The sequence below is a fragment of the Edwardsiella piscicida genome (genome assembly GCF_021733145.1).
Lineage (GTDB): Bacteria > Pseudomonadota > Gammaproteobacteria > Enterobacterales > Enterobacteriaceae > Edwardsiella > Edwardsiella piscicida.
In genome coordinates, this window is record NZ_CP090968.1 from 1,029,371 (window position 1) to 1,048,492 (window position 19,122).

General features: G+C 62.4%; 13 protein-coding genes. 6 read left to right on the forward strand and 7 right to left on the reverse strand.

Annotated elements, in window-relative coordinates; translation table 11 throughout:
* The 3 genes from L1P05_RS04640 to L1P05_RS04650 form a co-directional block, all read right to left on the reverse strand.
* On the reverse strand, positions 1-3,030 hold the full coding sequence (locus L1P05_RS04640; RefSeq protein ID WP_041692494.1) for a diguanylate cyclase domain-containing protein: 3,030 nt from the start codon (positions 3,028-3,030) through the stop codon (positions 1-3).
* A 177-nt stretch (positions 3,031-3,207) separates the two neighbouring features.
* Entirely contained in the window at positions 3,208-4,659 is a 1,452-nt protein-coding gene (locus L1P05_RS04645; protein ID WP_012847811.1) for a magnesium transporter MgtE N-terminal domain-containing protein, read from the reverse strand.
* Between the two features lie 128 nt (positions 4,660-4,787).
* Positions 4,788-4,967 carry a YfgG family protein gene (locus tag L1P05_RS04650; RefSeq protein WP_225857575.1) on the reverse strand — a complete coding sequence of 60 codons (180 nt, stop codon included), beginning with the start codon at positions 4,965-4,967 and terminating at the stop codon, positions 4,788-4,790.
* Between the two features lie 361 nt (positions 4,968-5,328).
* Between L1P05_RS04650 and L1P05_RS04655 the strand changes: the two genes are divergently transcribed.
* The 3 genes from L1P05_RS04655 (at position 5,329) to proY (ending at position 11,077) form a co-directional block, all read left to right on the forward strand.
* Positions 5,329-7,554: an EAL domain-containing protein gene (locus L1P05_RS04655; protein ID WP_045474895.1), complete on the forward strand. Its 2,226-nt coding sequence runs from the start codon at positions 5,329-5,331 to the stop codon at positions 7,552-7,554.
* Positions 7,555-8,233: 679 nt separating this feature from the next.
* Complete coding sequence (gene brnQ / locus L1P05_RS04660; RefSeq protein WP_034168418.1) at positions 8,234-9,541, forward strand: branched-chain amino acid transport system II carrier protein; 1,308 nt, start codon at positions 8,234-8,236, stop codon at positions 9,539-9,541.
* A 138-nt stretch (positions 9,542-9,679) separates the two neighbouring features.
* Positions 9,680-11,077, forward strand: a complete 1,398-nt coding sequence (gene proY, locus L1P05_RS04665; protein ID WP_012847816.1) for a proline-specific permease ProY — start codon at positions 9,680-9,682, stop codon at positions 11,075-11,077.
* Between the two features lie 86 nt (positions 11,078-11,163).
* Here proY and L1P05_RS04670 read toward each other — a convergent pair whose 3' ends face one another.
* Positions 11,164-11,430 (reverse strand): hypothetical protein, encoded by a 267-nt coding sequence (locus L1P05_RS04670; protein ID WP_012847817.1) that lies wholly within the window; start codon positions 11,428-11,430, stop codon positions 11,164-11,166.
* A 131-nt stretch (positions 11,431-11,561) separates the two neighbouring features.
* Positions 11,562-12,839 (reverse strand): mechanosensitive ion channel family protein, encoded by a 1,278-nt coding sequence (locus tag L1P05_RS04675; RefSeq protein ID WP_012847818.1) that lies wholly within the window; start codon positions 12,837-12,839, stop codon positions 11,562-11,564.
* Between the two features lie 287 nt (positions 12,840-13,126).
* Between L1P05_RS04675 and malZ the strand changes: the two genes are divergently transcribed.
* Positions 13,127-14,917 carry a maltodextrin glucosidase gene (gene malZ / locus L1P05_RS04680; protein ID WP_012847819.1) on the forward strand — a complete coding sequence of 597 codons (1,791 nt, stop codon included), beginning with the start codon at positions 13,127-13,129 and terminating at the stop codon, positions 14,915-14,917.
* A gap of 54 nt (positions 14,918-14,971) precedes the next feature.
* On the opposite strand, the gene L1P05_RS04685 is transcribed toward malZ, so the two are convergent.
* A complete protein-coding gene (locus L1P05_RS04685) occupies positions 14,972-15,574 on the reverse strand; it encodes a peroxiredoxin C (RefSeq protein WP_012847820.1) in 603 nt (200 codons plus the stop codon).
* 260 nt (positions 15,575-15,834) lie between these two features.
* Positions 15,835-16,416 carry an ACP phosphodiesterase gene (locus L1P05_RS04690; protein WP_012847821.1) on the reverse strand — a complete coding sequence of 194 codons (582 nt, stop codon included), beginning with the start codon at positions 16,414-16,416 and terminating at the stop codon, positions 15,835-15,837.
* A 245-nt stretch (positions 16,417-16,661) separates the two neighbouring features.
* Between L1P05_RS04690 and queA the strand changes: the two genes are divergently transcribed.
* Together queA and tgt are read left to right on the forward strand one after the other, a co-directional pair.
* A complete protein-coding gene (gene queA / locus L1P05_RS04695) occupies positions 16,662-17,735 on the forward strand; it encodes a tRNA preQ1(34) S-adenosylmethionine ribosyltransferase-isomerase QueA (protein WP_012847822.1) in 1,074 nt (357 codons plus the stop codon).
* 147 nt (positions 17,736-17,882) lie between these two features.
* Complete coding sequence (gene tgt, locus L1P05_RS04700) at positions 17,883-19,022, forward strand: tRNA guanosine(34) transglycosylase Tgt (protein ID WP_012847823.1); 1,140 nt, start codon at positions 17,883-17,885, stop codon at positions 19,020-19,022.
* The last annotated feature ends 100 nt before the right edge of the window (positions 19,023-19,122 follow it).

The window sequence follows — 19,122 nt, forward strand, 5'->3', positions numbered from 1 at the left end:
TTACTGCATTGCGGCGTCCTCGGCAATGGGGGCGCTGTCGTCGGCCGCCGTCGTGGGCGTCGACCCGCCGCTCAGCTGTTTCAGCAGCTGGGGCAGCGTGAGCGTGGGATGTACACTGCTGCCAAACAGCAGATCGATACCCAGCAGGTTCAGGGTGGCCAGCGTCGCCGGCAGCTCGGCGGGGCCGGCGATGGTTTGCAGGCCGCAGCTGCGGGCCTGGGTGTGCAGCAGCGACAGCATGACCTCGTCCATACGGTTGGCGTGGGCCTGCGCAACCAGTTCGTTGCTGGCGAGCAGGTACTCCACCGGGCTGTGCTCCAGGCGGGCGATATTCTCCAGACGGCGTTCGAAGCCTTCGGCAATCAGCCGACAGCCGCAGTGATGCAGGGCGCTCAGCGCCGGGGCGGTTTGTGCCTGGTGTTCGATCAGCGCGCTCTCCTCCAGGCGCAGCAGCAGCTGGCGGGCGGGCAGCGGGGAGCTGCGCAGCGTGTCGCACAGCCAGCTGACAAACGTTGGCTGACACAGGCTGGCGGTGGAGAGCGAAACGGCCAGCGCCAGCGGCTGTTGGCTCAAGGCGCGGGCGTGGCGGATCAGTAGCTGGCTGAACAGCCAGCGCTCGACATCCTGCTGACGTTGATAGCGCAGGCAGGCGGTCGCCAGCGCGGAGGCGCTGAACGGTGAGCCGTCCGGGCGGCGCGCTTCGGGGTCCAGCAGATAAAACAGGATCTGCTGGGGAGCGCTACGTGGACAGACGGCGCGCAGCAGCAGGGTAATGCGCTGCGCCGCCAACAGCTCGCTGAGCTGGGCGGCATCCGGTTCATGTACGCCGAGAGAACCGCTGGGGAGCCGGTCGCCCTGGTGGCAGAACGCCTGCCCGCGTCCGCTGCGCTTGGCCATGTAGCAGGCGGCATCGGCCTGGTTGATCGCCTCATCGGCGAGGGCGTTGCGGTGCCACAGAAGGGTCAGGCCCGCGCTGGCGCCAATACGATACAGCCCCCCCTGCCAGTAAAAGCGATAGGCGGCGATCTCGTGGATCAGCTGATCGACCATGCGCTTTCCCTGGGCGATATCGCAGTCGCTGAGGATCATGGCAAACTCATCGCCCCCCAGGCGGGCCAGAATATCCTGGGGGCGCAGCAGGGAGCGCATCATCTGGGCGATGTTTTGCAGCAGGACATCGCCGGCGGCGTGGCCCGCGCTGTCGTTGATGGCCTTAAAGTAATCGAGGTCGAGGAAGACCAAGACGTGATACCGCTGCGATTCGATGGCGGAGCGCAGCGCGCGGCGCAGGGCCTGTTCGAAGCTGACTCGGTTTGGCAGACCGGTCAACGGGTCGTGCAGCGCGCTGTAGGAGAGCTGGCGCAGCAGGGTTCGCGTCTCGCTGACGTCTTGAAAAACCACGACATAGCCCATCAGTACGCCGTCGCTGTGGCGGAGTTCGGCGACCCGGCTCTGTACCTCGTAGCGTTGCCCACTGCGGCTGACCAGGCGCAGGCAGTCGTTCTCCCCGCCGTCGCCCTCGTTGTTCGGGGGGCGCAGCACCGAGAGGGCGGCGCCGCTGACGCTGTCCTGCAGGGTCACGATCTGTTCAAGAGGGCGTCCGATCGCCCGGGTTGGCGCCCAGCCGGTCATCTTCTCTGCGCTGGGGTTCATGAAGCGGATTATCTGCTGGGGATCGGTGCTGATCACCGCCTCGCCAATGGCGCTCAGCGTGATGTGTAAGCGCTCACGCTCTTGATGCAGGGTATCCAGCAGTCGCTGCTTTTGGCGCTCATTGTTTTTGATGTCGTTAATCTCTTTCATCTGCGCCACGAAGTAGAGCGCCTCCGCCTGCGGCGAACGCACCAGCGAGACGGTCAGCAGCGTCCAGATAATGCGCCCGCTGCGGTGCACGTAGCGCTTTTCCAGGGTATAGCTGTCGAGATGGCCGGCCAACAGGTCGGCCAGCTGGCGTTTATCGCTCAGCCTGTCCGGCGGGTAGATCAGGCTGCGGTAGCGCAGATGCTGCAGGATCGCCGCCTCGTAGCCCAGCATGCGGCACAGCGCCGGGTTGAACTGTATCCAGCGCCCGCGCAGGTCGATCAGGGCCGTACCGATAGCGGAATACTCCATGACGTTGCGCAGCCGGGTTTCGTTCTCCGCCAGACGTTGGCTCTCGCGGCGGTAGGCATGGGTCTGAATGGCGATAGCATGGGCCGGCAGCAGCACCAGCAGGATCGGCATATACAGCAGCAGGGGGCTTTCGCCGGCGATGGCGACGGCGTGACCGTTCATTTGGGCGCACAGCAGCAGCGCCGTGCAGCAAAAAATCAGGAACGCCGGCCACAGCGGCAGCGCGACGGCGGCCCACAGCAGTGGAATAAGAATAAAGGTAAAAGGGTACGGCAGCAGCGGCAGCGCATAGTAACCGCTTACCAATGTTATCAACAGAATAGGGAACGTCTGCAGGGGGATGATGCGCCTCAGTCCACCGGGCGGCCTGGCCAGCAGCCCGAGCGGCGTGAGCGCCAGCATTCCCAGCGCGTCAGACATAAAGGCGAACCCGGCGCCGCTGAGGAAGGCGTCTCGGTACCATAGCGTGGCGACGCCCGCCGCCAGGACTGCGCACAGCAGTGGAATGGCCAGCACGGCGATCAGGATAAAGTAAGCCCACTGAAGCAGGCTGCCCAGGGGGTGGCTTCCGTGTAGGCAGCGGCGCAGCGCCAGCGCGCAGAGCAGCGCCTGCAGCTGATCGATCAGGGCGTGGCAGATTCCATAGTGCAGCGGAGGAAAAGCGGTGGGGAACAGGATCAGCGGCAGCAGGCTGGTGAGCAGGGAAATGCCCACCAGACGGGGCCAGTCTCGTCGCCGGCAGTGAAACAGGATCGCGGCGGTTGCCGCCGTCGGCAGCCACAGCGAGGGCAGCACCGCATCGCTGCGGATCAGCAATAGGCTTACCAGCGCCAGCAGCGCGTTTACGACGGCAAACAGCATCAGCTGCCACGGGGCAGGGTGTACCTCATCGCGGATACACGGAGAATTGCTTGCCATATAACTGCCCCTGATTGCCCAAAAGTGTATCCAACGCACGGCCGGTGGAAGTGTCGCAGCGGAGGCCGTGAAACGATTTTTCTCAGTATAGTGTCGGGCGCTGGCGCCGCGGTAAAACCTAGACCTTAGTCGATTAAAACCGGAGGCGACGCTCTGCCTCTCCCGGCCAGCGTCGCGCTACGCGATGCCCCCTAAAAACAGCCGGGCCAGCAGCAGCAGCAGCAGGCAGGCGAGGCTGCCGCTCAGGGTGCCGATCAGCGCCATGCTGGCCTGCCGCTGTCGCCCCCCTAGCCAGGCCAGCAGGCGCGGCAGCTGAACGCCAAGCAGAGCGGACAGCATCATGGTCACGACGGCGATCAGCACCACCAGGCTGCCTATCTGCGCATCCTGGTAATAGAGCCCGCCGACAACGCCGAGCAGGCTGCCGATGAACAGCCCCTCCAGCAGCGCGACGCCCAGCTCACGCACCACGATCGGCGCCGCGTTGGCGCGCAGCAGGTGTCGCCGGTTGAGGGCCCGTTGGGCAACGGCGGCGCTCTGCCATGCGCCGTTGGCGCACAGGAGCATCAGCAGGGGCAGCAGCAGGGCCAGCATCGGCCAGTGGCCCAGCAGCGGGCTGAGGCCGGCGCTGAGCAGGGCGGCGGGCAGCGCCAGCGCGCAGATCCCCGCCAGCGGGAGCGCTCGGGCGCGCAGGCTGCGGGTGATCGGGGCGAACAGGTCTTCATCTTGATGCAGGCCGGCCAGGCGGAACAGGCGCTGCTCGTGGTGGCGCTGCAGGCACTGCGCCGCCTGGATCAGGTTAAACTGTCCCAGCAGCATGCCCTTATCGTCGGTGACCGGGACGCAGGCGCGCCGCTCGCGTATCAGCACGGCGGCGGCGTCGAGCGCATCGTCGTCGGGATGCAGGCTCTGGGGCGGCGGCAGCATGATATCGGCGACGCGGCCGTCCGGCGCGGCGGCCAGCAGGGTGGTCAGGGGCAATTCGCCGCACAGGCGGCCGTTGCCGTCGGTGACGAACAGCCGATCGCTGCCGCCGGGCAGCGGCGGCCGCTGGCGTAGCCACTGCAGCAGCAGCAGCAGAGCCATATCCTGACGTACGCTGCGGGTGTCCGTATCCAGCGTCATCTGGGCGCCGACGCTGTGCAGCGCGTAGCTCAGCAGGGTGCGCGCGCGGCTACGCTGCTCGCCCTCCATCAGGGTGAGCATGCGTCCGGTCAGGGGCTGCGGCAGCTGGCGACCGAGCGTGATGCGGCGCTCCAGCGGCAGGGACTGCAGGGTTTGCAGTAGGGCCTTGTCGCTCAGGGTGGCCGTCAGCTCTGGCCATAGGCAGGGATCGCCGTTGGCCAGCACCTGCGCCTGTTGGCCTTGGCTCAGCTGCGACCAGAGCGCCAGGCGCCGATCGCAGGGCAGGGCGCAGAGAATATCGCTGAGATCGTCGGCAGGCAGCGTGCGTGCCGCCTGCCGGATCTCGGCGCTGTCATCCAGCAGCTGCGGATCGTTGAGCAGCTGGGGATCGTCCAGACGACCGAGCAGACCATCGCTAACGGCCTGCTCCGTCAGCAGGATCTGCAGAATACGCGTACGCGTCTGCGCACGCTGCTCTGCGCTGAGGGTAACGGTGGCGGACATCGTGGCTCAATCCTTGTGATGGTTTGTCAATGGGGTTAATGGGCGTTCGACGGACGGCGGCGATCCGCCATTATCGGTTCCGCCGCCGGGGGACGCAACGGGGAGATCGCGGGGGCGTGCGGGAACGCTCAGCGGCGGCGGTCGGCGTCGCTCGGGGTCAGGGGCTGCGATTGTTCTACGGAGGTGTTCTGTTGACTGCGGTGATGGTTCAGCGCGCCGATAGAGGCATACAGCAGGCGGCCAAACAGAATGATGAAGCTTATCAGCAATACGATCCGGGTCATGCGTATGTTGGTTCGTCGTTTCATCTTGTGGGTCATCATCATCATTAAAACGTAGGGTCTCTTATTCGGAATTATAGGGTGATTTAGGCACAGTAACGGGCGGGCGTCAATGGCCGAGGATGTCGGTATTTTCTCCCGGCGAGCGCGATCTGGATATGATGATGAGCACTATTACATAAAAAATATTGATGATTCTTGCGCAGACGCCGGGTGCGCGCGGGGTTTCGCCGCTGTCTCCGGGGGCTGCGGGCACATTTTTCTGCCGCGCTTTTCGTGATACCATCGCAGGGTGACTAAATAGGGCGATCGGGGCGTGACAGGGTGCGCTATTCGCGTCTGTCGGCGAGTAGCTATGAGCGATAAGGGCAGTGATTAAGTCGTTTCCATGAAAGCAGATAAGCGTCGCACCATATCGGGCTGGTCCCGCTGGGGAGAACCGTTGCTGTTCGCCCTGCTGGTTATTCCACTCAGTATTTTGTACTCACCGCGGGTGATCCTGCCAAACGGGCAGGCGTACCTTATCGCCCTGCTGCCCGCCGCCGCGCTGGCGCTGAGTTTCCTGTACGGTAGCCGTATGCTGGCGCCGATCGTGATCGTGACGCTGGCGACGCTCTATCTCGCCTATGGCATGACGCCGCTGCTGGCGGTTGGGCTGCCCTTCAGCCTGACGCTGCTGCTCTGCTGGTGGGGATATACCCAGCAGGCCGGGCGCCGCTGGCGCGCCGGGCTGGCCAAACCCCGTCTGATGCTGCCGCGCCTGTTCTGGCTTGCGGGGATGTTTCCTCTGCTGTTCATTCTGTTGACCCAGATAGCGGTCACCATGGGGATGTTTTCTGGGCATCCCTTCTTTGCCGAACGGCTCCCCTTTTCGATGAGTACGCTGACCAACTATCAGGGGATGGTGCTGGGCGCGCTGGTGGGCGCCCCGCTCTATTATCACCTGCTGCGTCTGCTGCGCCGCCCGCGCTACTGGCAGGTGATGCGCCGCCGCTGCCGGCGGGAGCAAACGAGCGACGCCGCGGGGTGGGAGCCCTATCTCTGGGGCGGCGTCGTTGCCGTGATGATCGCCCTGCTGTGCATCCGCGCGCAGGCGCAGGGCAGCATTCTGTTTACCGACTATACGTTGATCCTGCTGCTGCCGGTGATGATTTTTGGCGCCATGCGCTATGGCTATCTGCTGAGTACGCTGGTCTGGTCGGTGGCGGTGATCATCCTGCTGCTCAACTACGAAGGCTATGTCGAACTGGACGATCTGAGCCGCAATATCTGCTTTATTACGGCCATGCTGATCGTGTTTACCCTGACGGTGATCCTGATGGCGGCGATCAATGGCCGGCAGCGCCGTCTGTATCGCCATATGCGCCGGGCGGCGATGATCGATCCGGTGGTGCAGCTGCCCAATGTCGGCTGTCTGGAGCAGGATCTGCAGCGCTATGGCCGCTCGGTGCTGTGCTTCGTCCGCATCGCCAGCCTGGATACCCTGTGCCGAACCTATGGCATGCAGGTCCGCCTGAGCTATAAGCAGCGTCTGGCGGCCGCGTTTCGGGCGGCGCTGCACGCCGATGAGCGGGTGTACCATCTGCCCGGCTATGATCTGCTGATCCGCCTGGAGCCCGAGCGCGCGCAGCAGACGCTGCGCCATCTGGAGCAGGTGGCGCACGCCTTTCGCCTGCAGTGGAATGGGCTGCCGCTGCAGCGGCAGCTGGGGCTGAGCTACTGCGGCGTTCCGGGAACGGTCGAGGCGCTGTATAGCCTGATCGGCGAGCTGAGCGCGATGGCGGAGCAGTCGCTGGACAGCGGGCGGCTGGAGAGCCTAGCGCTGAATCAGCGCCGTCTGCAGCAGGGGATTGGCCGTAAGGCCAGCCTGCTGAGAACCCTGCAACGCGCGTTGGAAAACGATCGCTTTATCCTGTCGGTGCAGCCCATCGACGGCTTTCGCGGCGAAAGCTATCAGGAGATCCTGCTGAAGATGGTCGATGAGCAGGGGGGCCTCCTGAGCCCGGAGAGCTTTTTGCCGATCGCCGAGGAGTTTGGCCTGACGGCCGCGCTCGACCGCTGGGTCTTGACCCATACGCTCGCCTTTATCGAGCGGCACCGGGCGCAGCTGCCCGGGATCCGGGTGGCCATTCCGCTCTCCTGCGCCGGTCTGAGTCCGCCGACGCTGCCGGCGCTGCTGGAGAGCGTGCTGGGGCAGTACCGCATTGAGCCCTGGCAGCTGATCCTGACCTTTCGGGCGGACCAGCTGGCGGCGCTGGCGCCTGCGCCGTCGGCGCTGAGCGCGCTGCGTGCGCTGGGGTGTCACGTCGCCCTGAGCGGCATAGACTTTGTTCACGCCGGCGGCCAGCCGGAGAGCCTGGATGCCGACATCCTGCAAATGACGCCCGCGCTGAGCCGCCGCCTGGGCGCCGACAGCGCGGAGCAGTATATCGTCACGGCGCTGTGTCAGGTTGCCCATCTTCGACGCCAGACGGTCGTGGCCCGGGGGGTGGATAGCGAGGCCCAGCGCGCGCGCCTGAAGCAGCTGGGGGTCGACGCCATTCAGGGGCGCCTGGCCGGGGTACCGATCCCGCTGAGCGCGCTCTTGCCCGCGGCGGAGATAGCAAAAGAATAGCGGTTTATTACGCTATTTTATTTGCAACGGGGAAAAGTGATGACTATCGACAGTTATCAGCTTGATTCTTCGTCTTTAACGGGTCGACTCTTTAACGATTTTCTGGGCGCTGACCACGCGATGTGTCCCGCCGGGCTATGCAGAGGAAAATGCTTTTCGTCGGCGTTTTTTTGCGCTAACGCCCGCAGGGTACACCAGCGATGGGGGCAATTTATCTCTGGTCATACTCCAATAACTCCAAATCATTATCTAAACTGGTGTATTTATATGGAGAATGATTCCGCAGTTGAATTTAATACTTGTCTTTTACCGGCGGTAACGTGTTTACTTATCACCGCTGTCGCCATATTACGCCTGTCGTGCATGGGGATCGTGAATGCCGTCGCCGTCAAGGCGCGGCAGGGCTGTGCGGCTCCGCACTGGAGTGCGTGCACGGTTTCCCCGCGGCGTGGTATGTGTGGATGTAAATGCGGTATAAGGACCTGGGCAAATGCCGCCCTGACGCGATTCTGAGGTAAGCTCCCCCAGAGTAGTGAGAGTGATCTCTGTTGCCATCCGCAAGGATTTTTCCCCCGCGATACCAAATAGTGACGCTTCCCAACCGCTGCGCGCCGCCGGGCCGCCGCGCGCTGTGGACAGCGGATATATCCTAAGAATTAAGGCATCACGACATCATATTATGACGCATCGTTTAACCTCTAGAGATATCCTGGCGCTGGGTTTTATGACCTTTGCGCTGTTTGTCGGCGCGGGCAATATTATTTTCCCACCGATGGTGGGACTGCAGTCTGGCGAACATGTCTGGATTGCCGCGCTGGGCTTCCTGATCACCGCCGTCGGTTTGCCGGTGGCGACCGTGGTGGCGCTGGCTAAGGTCGGGGGCGGCATCGACGCCCTCAGCTCGCCGCTGGGCCGCCGCGCCGGTCTGCTGCTGGCGACGGTCGCCTATCTGGCGGTGGGACCGCTGTTCGCCATTCCGCGTACCACCACCGTCTCCTTTGAGGTCGGGATCGCTCCGCTGACCGGCGATGGAACGTGGCCGTTGCTGGGCTATAGCGTGATCTATTTTGCGCTGGTGGTCGTGATTTCGCTGTACCCGGGAAAACTGCTGGATACGGTGGGCCACTTCCTGGCGCCGCTGAAGATTGCCGCGCTGGCGATCCTGGGGATCGCCGCGCTGATCTGGCCCGCGGGCAGCTTGGTTCCGGCGACCGAGGTGTATCGCCAGATTCCATTCTCCACGGGCTTTGTTAACGGCTATCTGACCATGGATACGCTGGGTGCCATGGTGTTTGGCATCGTCATCGTCAACGCCGCCCGCTCGCGCGGGGTCAGCGATGCCCGCCTGCTGACGCGCTATACCATTTGGGCCGGTCTGATCGCCGGTCTGGGGCTGACGCTGGTGTACCTGAGCCTGTTTAAGCTGGGGTCCGACAGCGGCGTACTGGTGCCGGATGCCCAGAACGGCGCGGTGATCCTGCACGCCTATGTACAGCACACCTTCGGCAACATGGGGGCTATCTTCCTGGCGGCGCTGATCTTCATCGCCTGTATGGTGACGGCGGTCGGTCTGACCTGCGCCTGTGCCGAATTCTTTGCCGAGCATCTGCCCCTGAGCTACCGCACGCTGGTGTTTATGCTGGGTCTGTTCTCCATGGTGGTCTCCAACCTGGGGCTGAGCCTGCTTATCAAAATTTCGATCCCGGTGCTGACGGCCATTTATCCGCCCTGTATTGCGCTGGTGGTGCTGAGCTTTACCCTGCGCTGGTGGCACCGCGCGCCGCGGGTCTTTGTGCCGGTGATGGCGGTCAGTCTGCTGTTTGGCATTCTGGATGCGCTGACCGGCGCGGGGATGGTGACGTCCCTGCCGACGTGGGTTCAGCATCTGCCGCTGGCGGAGCAGGGGCTGGCATGGCTGCCGCCGTCGCTGGCCATGATGGCGCTGGCCGGCCTGTACGATCGCCTGCTGGGGCGCGCCCGGTCATGATGTAAAGCGTGGTCGTCATGAAATTGTTACAGTTGATGGCGTGAACTGCGTCGGCGGCCACTCTATAATCATCGGCGTTTTTTAGCACGGGCGTCTGCGCCCGTGTTTTTTTTGACAGGCGAATGGGTAACTCATCACATGCAACAACAAGCCAATAAGCTAAAGCGGGGGCTCAATGCGCGTCATATCCGCTTTATGGCGTTGGGGTCGGCGATTGGCACCGGCCTTTTCTACGGTTCGGCCGACGCCATTAAGATGGCGGGGCCCAGCGTGCTGCTGGCCTATCTGATCGGCGGCGTGGTCGCGTTTATCATCATGCGTGCCCTGGGTGAGATGTCGGTTAATAACCCACAGGCCAGCTCTTTTTCGCGCTATGCGCAGGACTATCTGGGACCGATGGCCGGCTATATCACCGGTTGGACCTACTGCTTTGAGATCCTGATTGTGGCGATCGCCGACGTGACGGCGTTCGGCATCTATATGGGGGTGTGGTTCCCGGCGGTGCCGCACTGGATCTGGGTGCTGAGCGTGGTGCTGATCATCGGCGCGGTGAACCTGATGAGCGTGCGGGTGTTTGGCGAGCTGGAGTTTTGGTTCTCCTTCTTTAAGGTCGCCACCATCGTGGTGATGATTCTGGCGGGCTTTGGCATCATCATCTGGGGCATCGGCAACGGCGGTCAGCCGACCGGCATTCATAACCTGTGGAGCAACGGCGGCTTTTTCAGCCACGGTGTGATGGGGATGATCCTGTCGCTGCAGCTGGTGATGTTCGCCTATGGCGGGATTGAGATCATCGGCATCACCGCCGGCGAGGCGGCCGATCCCAAGACGGCGATCCCCAAGGCGATCAATTCGGTGCCGCTGCGGATTCTGGTGTTTTACGTCGGCACCCTGTTTGTGATCATGTCCATCTATCCATGGAATGAGGTCGGCACCCAGGGCAGCCCCTTCGTTCTGACCTTCCAGCACCTGGGGATTACCACCGCCGCCGGGATCCTGAACTTTGTGGTGATCACGGCCTCGCTGTCGGCGATTAACAGCGATGTGTTCGGCGTGGGCCGCATGCTGCACGGTATGGCGCAGCAGGGACATGCGCCGCGTATCTTTGCCCGCCTCTCTCGCCACGGCATTCCGTGGGTCACGGTCGTGGTGATGGTGCTGGCGCTGCTGGTGGCGGTATACCTGAACTACATCATGCCGCAGAATGTCTTTTTGGTGATCGCCTCCCTGGCGACCTTTGCCACGGTTTGGGTATGGATAATGATCCTGCTGTCGCAGATCGCCTTTCGTCGTCGCCTGACGCCGGAGCAGGTCAAGGGGCTGGATTTCCCGCTGCGCGGCGGCGTGTATACCTCTCTGCTGGGGATCCTGTTTCTGGCCTTTATCATCGCGCTGATCGGCTATTTCCCGGATACGCGGATATCGCTGTACGCCGGCGCCATCTGGATTTTGGCGCTGCTGATCGGCTATCGCTTTGTCCGTCAGCCAGCGTCACCGGACCTGGCGCAGTCGCTGCCGCCGGAGCACGCGGAGTGATACGCGCCGCGCGCCGCTGAACGCGAGAGAAAGAAACGGAGCCTAAGGGCTCCGTTTGTCGTTATAGAAGGGCTCCGTCTGTCGTATCAGCGAGGGCGGCGGCGGGCGCGGACTTCGCTTACGCCGGTAAGGGGATCGGCCGGTGCCTCCTCCTGTTCATCGCGCCAGGCGCCGTTGCTGCGCTGGCGCAGCGCATCGCGGACGTCGTGCAGGGTACTGATCATCTCTTCATAGTGCTGTGCGGCATGCAGGCTGTCGGGCGAGACGCCGTTGCCGCTGGCGCCGTGCAGGCAGCCCACCAGGATCAGGGCCGACAGCAGCGGCAGCAGATGTGCGCGTAGCCGTGTAAACAAAGCAAACTCTCCCGGTTAAAAACGTGCGTTGTCTTTGTATCCCAGCCACGGTGGGGCGTGAACCCCGTATTCATATCGTGAGAGAGATGGGAGAGCTTTGTTACGGCACGAAACATCTGCGTCGGCAACTGTCAGCTAAGGGTAAGGTTACTCCCGCTGTCTTGGGACAGATGCTGCGCGATGGCGCGCACGTCCGTACCGGTCGGCGTCTGGTGGAGCCGTAGGCCAAACTGCTCGATGACGGCAAAGGTGTGATCGAAGATATCGGCCTGAATCCCCTCATACTCAGCCCAGACAACGGTATTGGTGAAAGCGTAGATCTCGATGGGCAGGCCATCGGACGTCGGCGCAAGCTGACGAACCATCAGGGTCATGTCCTTGCGGATACGGGGGTGATGCTGCAGATAAGCCTGCAGATAGGCGCGGAGGGTGCCCAGATTGGTCATACGACGGCCGTTGAGCGGCGAGTCCAAATCGATATGCTGCCGCTGGTTATCGTTGGCAATCTCCAGGCTCTTGTCGCGCAGATAGGGCTGCAGCAGCGCGCTGCGACGCAGTCGAGCCAGATCGTCATCGTTGAGAAAGCGAATGCTGGTGGTATCGATGTTCAGGCTGCGCTTGATGCGGCGCCCGCCCGACTCCGACATGCCGCGCCAGTTTTTAAACGAGTCGGACACCAGGGCATAGGTGGGGATGGTGGTGATGGTATTGTCCCAGTTACGCACCTTAACGGTGGTCAGACCGATGTCGTTGACCGCCCCGTCGGCGCCGTACTTGGGCATTTCCAGCCAGTCGCCGAGGTGCAGCATGTCGTTGGCCGACAGCTGGATCCCGGCGACCAGCCCCAGGATCGGATCTTTAAACACCAACATCAATACCGCCGCCATGGCGCCGAGGCCGCTGATCAGCAGGATCGGCGACTGCCCCATCAGCAGCGAAATCATCAGGATGCCGATAAGGATCGCCGCCAGCAGCTTGGTGCCCTGAAAGATGCCGCGCAGCGGCAGCTGCGTGGCGACGGAGAGCTGATGGGAGAGATCCAGCAGGATATCCAGCAGGGAGAACAGGGAGAGCAGGGCGAACAGCAGGATCCACAGCTGGGCGGCGACGATCAGCGCATAGCCGGCGTCGGTGCCGGGGTGCAGCCAGAATACGGCCTGAATATTGACGATGATCCCCTGGAACATCGAGGCCAGGCGGTGGAAAAGCTTGTGCTGTGTTAGCGCCTTAATCCACATATTCTCACTCTGCAGGCCGCGCGCCTGTAGACGGGTGAGCAGCAGACGGTGCAGCAGCAGGTGAATGATCGCCGCCGTCAGAATAATCAGTCCCAGAACAATCACCAGCGAGGTCACATGGGTGAACTCAAAACCGAACTGCTCCAGCCAGCGCATTAATACTTTTTGCATGCAGGCTCCTTCATTTTTCTTGTGATGCATTGCGTGTGGTCACGGGCGCCACGGCGCCCCTCCCGGCGTCGATGCGCGGTGAGGGCGGGCAACCCTGTGATAGGCTAGCGGCTGTAGGCGAGCAGTCAACCGGTTTTCTCTTTATTTGACACTGACTTACAAAAAAACGGATGTGGGTATCGCCTCATCCCCCGCGCTCATCCCCCTAAAATAGCGCGACAGGGGAGGCGCGGCCACGCTGGGCGGTGTCATGATCGCGGTATCTTGCTGAATGAGGGAAGGGAATCATGTTCAATGCCTGGCACCTGCCGGTCGCGCCCTATGTGCGTCGCCGCGGAGACGATATGGTGGTGACGCTGCTGCTGACGGGTGAGGATCTGCCGCAGCGGGTACTGCTGCGCTGTGAACCGGACAATGAGGAGTGGCTGCTGCCGATGCGCCGCCACCGGCGCCGCGCGGGCGTGTGCTATCGGGCCCGCCTCTCGCTGCGGGAGGGTGAACCGCTGCGGCGCTACTGTTTTAAGCTGCTGTGGGCCGATCGCCAGCGCTGGTTTACGCCCTTGGGGCTGCAGGCGACGCCGCCGGGTCAGGAGGCGCAGTTTGCCGTCAGCGTACCGTCGCCCTATCCCGAGTGGGTTGCCGATCAGGTGTTTTACCAAATTTTTCCCGATCGCTTCGCCCGCGGCGCCGCGGCGGAGAACGCGCCGCACCCGGGCTGGCGCGACTGGACGACGCCGCTGGACGCGACGGCGGATGCCCACACGTTCTACGGCGGCGATCTGGATGGCGTCACCGCACGGCTGCCCTATCTACGGTCGCTGGGGGTTACCGCGCTCTATCTGAACCCCATCTTCAGCGCGCCGAGCAACCATAAATATGATACCGCCGACTATTATCGAGTGGATGCGGGGCTGGGCGGCGATCCGGCGCTGATCCGGCTGCGGCAGGCCACCGCCCAGGCGGGTATCCGCCTGCTGCTGGACGGCGTATTCAATCATACCGGAGATACCCACCGCTGGTTCGATCGCCCGCGGCGCGGCGAGGATGGCGCCTGTCACCACCCCGCGTCGCCGCAGCGTGAACGCTACAGCTTTGACGCCGACGGGCGGGCGCTGGGCTGGAAAGGCGAGGCCTCCCTGCCCAAGCTGGACTACGCCAGCCCACGGGTGGTCGACAGCATCTATCGGGCGGATGACAGCGTGATGCGCTATTGGCTGCGCCCGCCCTATGCCATTGATGGCTGGCGGCTGGACGTCATCCACATGCTGGGCGAAGGGGGCGGTGCCCGGGGTAATCTGCATCATCTGGCGGAGATGTACCGGGCGGTTAAGGCCGAAAATCCCCAGGCCTACGTGCTGGGCGAGCACTTTGGCGACGCGCGCCGCTGGCTGCAGGCCGGGGTAGAGGACGGCGCGATGAATTACATGGGCTTTGCCCTGCCGCTGCGCGCGTTTCTCGCCGGCGTGGACGTCGCCTACCAGCCCATTCGGCTCAGCGCGGCCCAGTGCGCTGAATGGATGGCGTCATACCGCGCCGGGCTGAGCCAGACGCAGCAGCTGTGTCAGTTTAACCAACTGGATAGCCACGATACCGCCCGTTTTATTACCCTGCTACGGGGAAACCGTCAGCGGATGATGCTGGCGTTGACCTGGCTGTTTACCTGGATAGGGGCTCCCTGCCTGTACTATGGCGACGAAATTGGCCTGGCGGGGGAGAACGATCCCTACTGCCGAGCGCCGTTTCCCTGGGACCCTGCGCAGTGGGATGGCGCGCTGCTCAGCCTGTGCCGTCAGCTGGCGCAGATGCGTCGCCGACACGCCGCGCTGCGCCGCGGCGGCTGTCAGATAATCCATGCCGATGGCGAGACGCTGCTGTTTATCCGCCGGCTGGCGCGGCAGTCGATTCTGGTGGCTATCCAGCGCGCTGGCGCGGGGGCGCTGACGCTGCCCTGTACGCCGCTGCTGCCGGCGGGGGCATGGCGCGCGCTGTGCGGCGCCGGGCAGCTGGAGGCGGGGGCGGAGACCTTGGCGCTGAGGCTCCCCGCAGAGAGCGCCAGCGTGTGGGTGCTGAATGGGTGAGCGGGCATAAAAAAAGCGACCCGCGGGTCGCTTTTTTTGGCGCAGAATAAACGATTACAGTTTATCGGCGTTTTCAGTCAGGTACTTGGCAACGCCGTCCGGAGAGGCGCCCATGCCAGCTTTACCCTTTTCCCACTGCGCCGGGCAGACGTCGCCGTGCTCTTCGTGGAACTGCATGGCGTCGACCATACGCAGCATTTCATCAACGTTACGACCCAGCGGCAGATCGTTGACCACCTGGTGACGTACGATGCCATCTTTGTCGATCAGGAAAGATCCGCGCAGCGCTACGCCCTCTTCCGGGTGTTCGATGCCGTAAGCGCGCATGATTTCATGCTTAACGTCGGCAACCAGCGGGTACTGTACTTCGCCGATACCGCCCTTATCCACCGGGGTTTTACGCCAGGCGTTGTGGACAAACTCGGAGTCCATGGAGACGCCGACCACTTCAACGCCGCGCGCTTGGAACTCGCTATAGCGGTGATCGAAGGCGATCAGTTCAGACGGGCAAACGAAGGTAAAGTCCATCGGCCAGAAGAAAACCACGGTCGGTTTACCCTGAGTGAACGCTTTGAAGTTGAATTTATCAACGATTTCACCGTTACCCATCACTGCGGCAGCGGTAAAGTCGGGGGCTTGACGAGAAACCAGGACCATAATAACTCCCGTTAATAGTATTCAGTAGGTTATCGAATCTTTATCTGGCGTTAACTATACGAAGTTGTCGTTTGTAAATAAAGCGTGAAGCGCCAATCAATATGATAGTCAGTGCCAATCAATTGTTACGGATAATGACTAAAAAGTGGCCATCACCGACGATGAGATGTCAAAACCATAGCGCAAAATACGATTTTAGCCACCTTTTATGTGCCTATATTGTTATGAAAATGCGCGTTTGGGAACATATTGCACAGGCGCTACAGCGCCTTGGCGCCCGCCTGGCGCATCATCTGGGGGTAGAATTGCCAGAACTGAGCCTCTAAACGATGGTAGTGACGTTCGATATCGCCGAACGATCCGCTCAGCGCCGCCAGCCGGGGACGGCGCTGAGCCATGCCGCTGAGCACCCTGGCGATAAACGGCAGCTCGGCATAGCGCTGCAGCCAGCGCTCTTGCCACAGGTGTTGATTCAGCGTGCGAAAGCGCGGCGGGGTCCCCGCGAGATGGGGCAGGATCGCGGCGCGGGCCTGGGCGATAAAGTCAGGCAGCGGCCGCTGCGGCTCCAGCGTTGACCAGTGGCGGGCCAGAAAATGGTCCCAGACGATATCCAGCGTGATCGGGGCGACGCGACGATAGTCGTCGCCGAACCAGGCACGAGCGGCGCGGACCTGCGGCAGGCTATCGGTCACGCTGTCGACGCGGCGGTGCATACGGATCCCGGCGCAGACGTCGGCATCATAGTAAGGCTTGGGATCGCCGCGGACAAAGTCGGCCAGCAGGTTACCGAGCAGCGAACTGTCCGCCAGCGCGGCCAGATGAAGGTGGGCGAGAAAATTCATCCGCAGAGTATACGGGAGCGCGCGGCGCAGAGCCAGAGCCTACACCGATGCGCCGCGCCGCCGGTCGTGCTCCCGGTCGCCCTGGGAGCCCCGCCTTGCGGTGGTTCTCGCCGCCGCCGCCGCGCGCGGGAAAGCGCCTAATTTGCCGCCGGGCGGCATCTGCGGTTGCAGCCTCTCGTCGGCGGCTCTAGACTAGGCCGTTTTTCTTCTGCGTATTACCGTCAATCATATAGTGAAACCAAACCATGCGTGTGTCCGACTTTACCTTTGAACTGCCCGATGAACTGATTGCCCGCTATCCCCAGGAACAACGCAGCGGCTGTCGCCTGCTGTCGCTGGATGGTCCGACGGGCGCGCGGGAGCACGGGGTGTTCACGGATATCGTCGATAAGCTCAATCCGGGCGATCTGCTGGTGTTCAACAACACCCGGGTGATCCCGGCGCGTCTGTTTGGCCGTAAGACCAGCGGTGGTAAGGTCGAGGTGCTGGTCGAGCGCGTTCTGGATCGCGCCCGGGTACTGGCGCACGTGCGGGCGTCCAAGGCACCCAAGCCGGGCGCCGAGCTGCTGCTGGGGGATAACGAGGATATTCGTGCCACCATGCTGGCCCGCCACGATGCCCTGTTTGAGCTGGGGTTTGACGATCCGCGCGATGTGTTGGCCATCCTCAATGCGGCCGGCCATATGCCGCTGCCGCCCTATATCGATCGCCCGGATGACGAGGCGGATCGCGAACTGTATCAGACCGTGTACAGCTCACGCCCCGGCGCCGTGGCGGCGCCGACCGCGGGTCTGCACTTCGATCAGCCGTTGCTGGACAGGCTGCGCGACAAAGGGATCGAGATGGCCTTTGTGACCCTGCACGTCGGCGCAGGCACCTTTCAGCCGGTGCGGGTTGAGAGCATTGAAGATCACATCATGCACTCCGAATACGCGGAGGTCCCGCAGGAGGTGGTCGATGCGGTCCTGGCCTGTAAGGCGCGCGGCAATCGGGTGATCGCGGTCGGCACCACCTCCGTTCGTTCGCTGGAGAGCGCGGCGGCGGCCAGTAAGCAGGCGCTTATCGCGCCCTTCTTTGACGATACGCAAATCTTTATCTATCCGGGCTATCACTATCAGGTGATTGATGCTCTGATTACCAACTTCCACCTGCCGGAGTCCACGCTGATCATGCTGGTCTCCGCGTTTGCCGGGTATCGCCATACGCTGGATGCCTATCGCGACGCGGTGGCGCGGCAATACCGTTTCTTTAGCTACGGGGATGCCATGTATATTACCCGTAACCCGCAGGCTGAACAGGAGCAGGTGGTTTCAGCCTGATTTTTACGCGGCCCGCCGGCGCAAGCGGCGGGCTATTTTTCGCCCGATTACGGCGGCTAACGCCGTCGGGGGCCGGTTTCCCGCCGCGTCGGGTGCGCCGGTAGGGCATGACACCATCAGACTGTTTTTCTGATGACGGAGGTTTGAGTGAAGTACGAATTAGTCAGCACCGATGGACGCGCACGGCGTGGCCGCCTGATTTTTGAACGCGGCGTCGTTGAGACGCCGGCGTTTATGCCGGTAGGGACCTACGGCACGGTAAAAGGCATGACGCCGGAAGAGGTGGCCCAGACCGGCGCCCAGATCCTGCTGGGTAATACCTTCCACCTGTGGCTGCGCCCGGGCCAGGAGATCATGAAGCTGCACGGCGATCTGCATGACTTTATGCAGTGGCCGGGGCCGATCCTGACGGACTCCGGTGGTTTCCAGGTGTTCAGCCTGGGTGCGATGCGTAAGATCAAGGAGGAGGGGGTTTACTTCCGTAATCCGATCAACGGTTCTCCGGTGTTCCTGAGCCCGGAAAAATCGATGGAGATCCAGTATGACCTGGGCTCGGATATCGTGATGATCTTCGATGAGTGCACCCCCTATCCGGCGGACTGGGACTACGCCAAGCGCTCCATGGAGATGTCGCTGCGCTGGGCTAAACGCAGCCGTCAGCGTTTTGATGAGCTGGGTAACAAGAATGCGCTATTCGGCATCATTCAGGGCAGCGTTTACGAAGATTTACGAGATGTATCATTAAAAGGGCTGGTAGAGATCGGCTTTGATGGTTACGCTGTGGGCGGCCTGGCGGTAGGTGAGCCCAAAGAGGATATGCACCGTATTCTGGAGCATGTCTGCCCGATGATCCCGCAGGATAAGCCGCGTTACCTGATGGGCGTCGGCAAGCCGGAGGATCTGGTGGAAGGGGTGCGGCGCGGTATCGACATGTTCGACTGCGTTATGCCGACGCGCAACGCGCGCAACGGCCATCTTTTCGTCACCGGCGGGGTGGTAAAAATTCGCAATGCGAAATACAAAGAGGATACCACTGCGCTGGATCCCGAGTGCGATTGTTACACCTGTCGCAATTATAGCCGCGCCTACTTGCATCATCTCGACCGTTGTAACGAAATTCTGGGTGCCCGTTTAAACACCATCCACAACCTGCGTTACTATCAGCGTTTGATGGCGGCTTTACGCCAGGCTATCGAGGAAGGTAAATTAGAGCGCTTTGCGGCTGATTTTTATGGTCGCCGAGGTCGTACGGTTCCGCCGCTGGGCGCAGCCGACGCCGCGTCCTGATCCCGCCGTCGTGCGGCGTTAAGGGCGGCAGCGTAGAAAGGTTAGGCCGGTTGGGAAATGGATCCCGACCGGTTTAATGCACTTACTGTGCTTTGGCAGT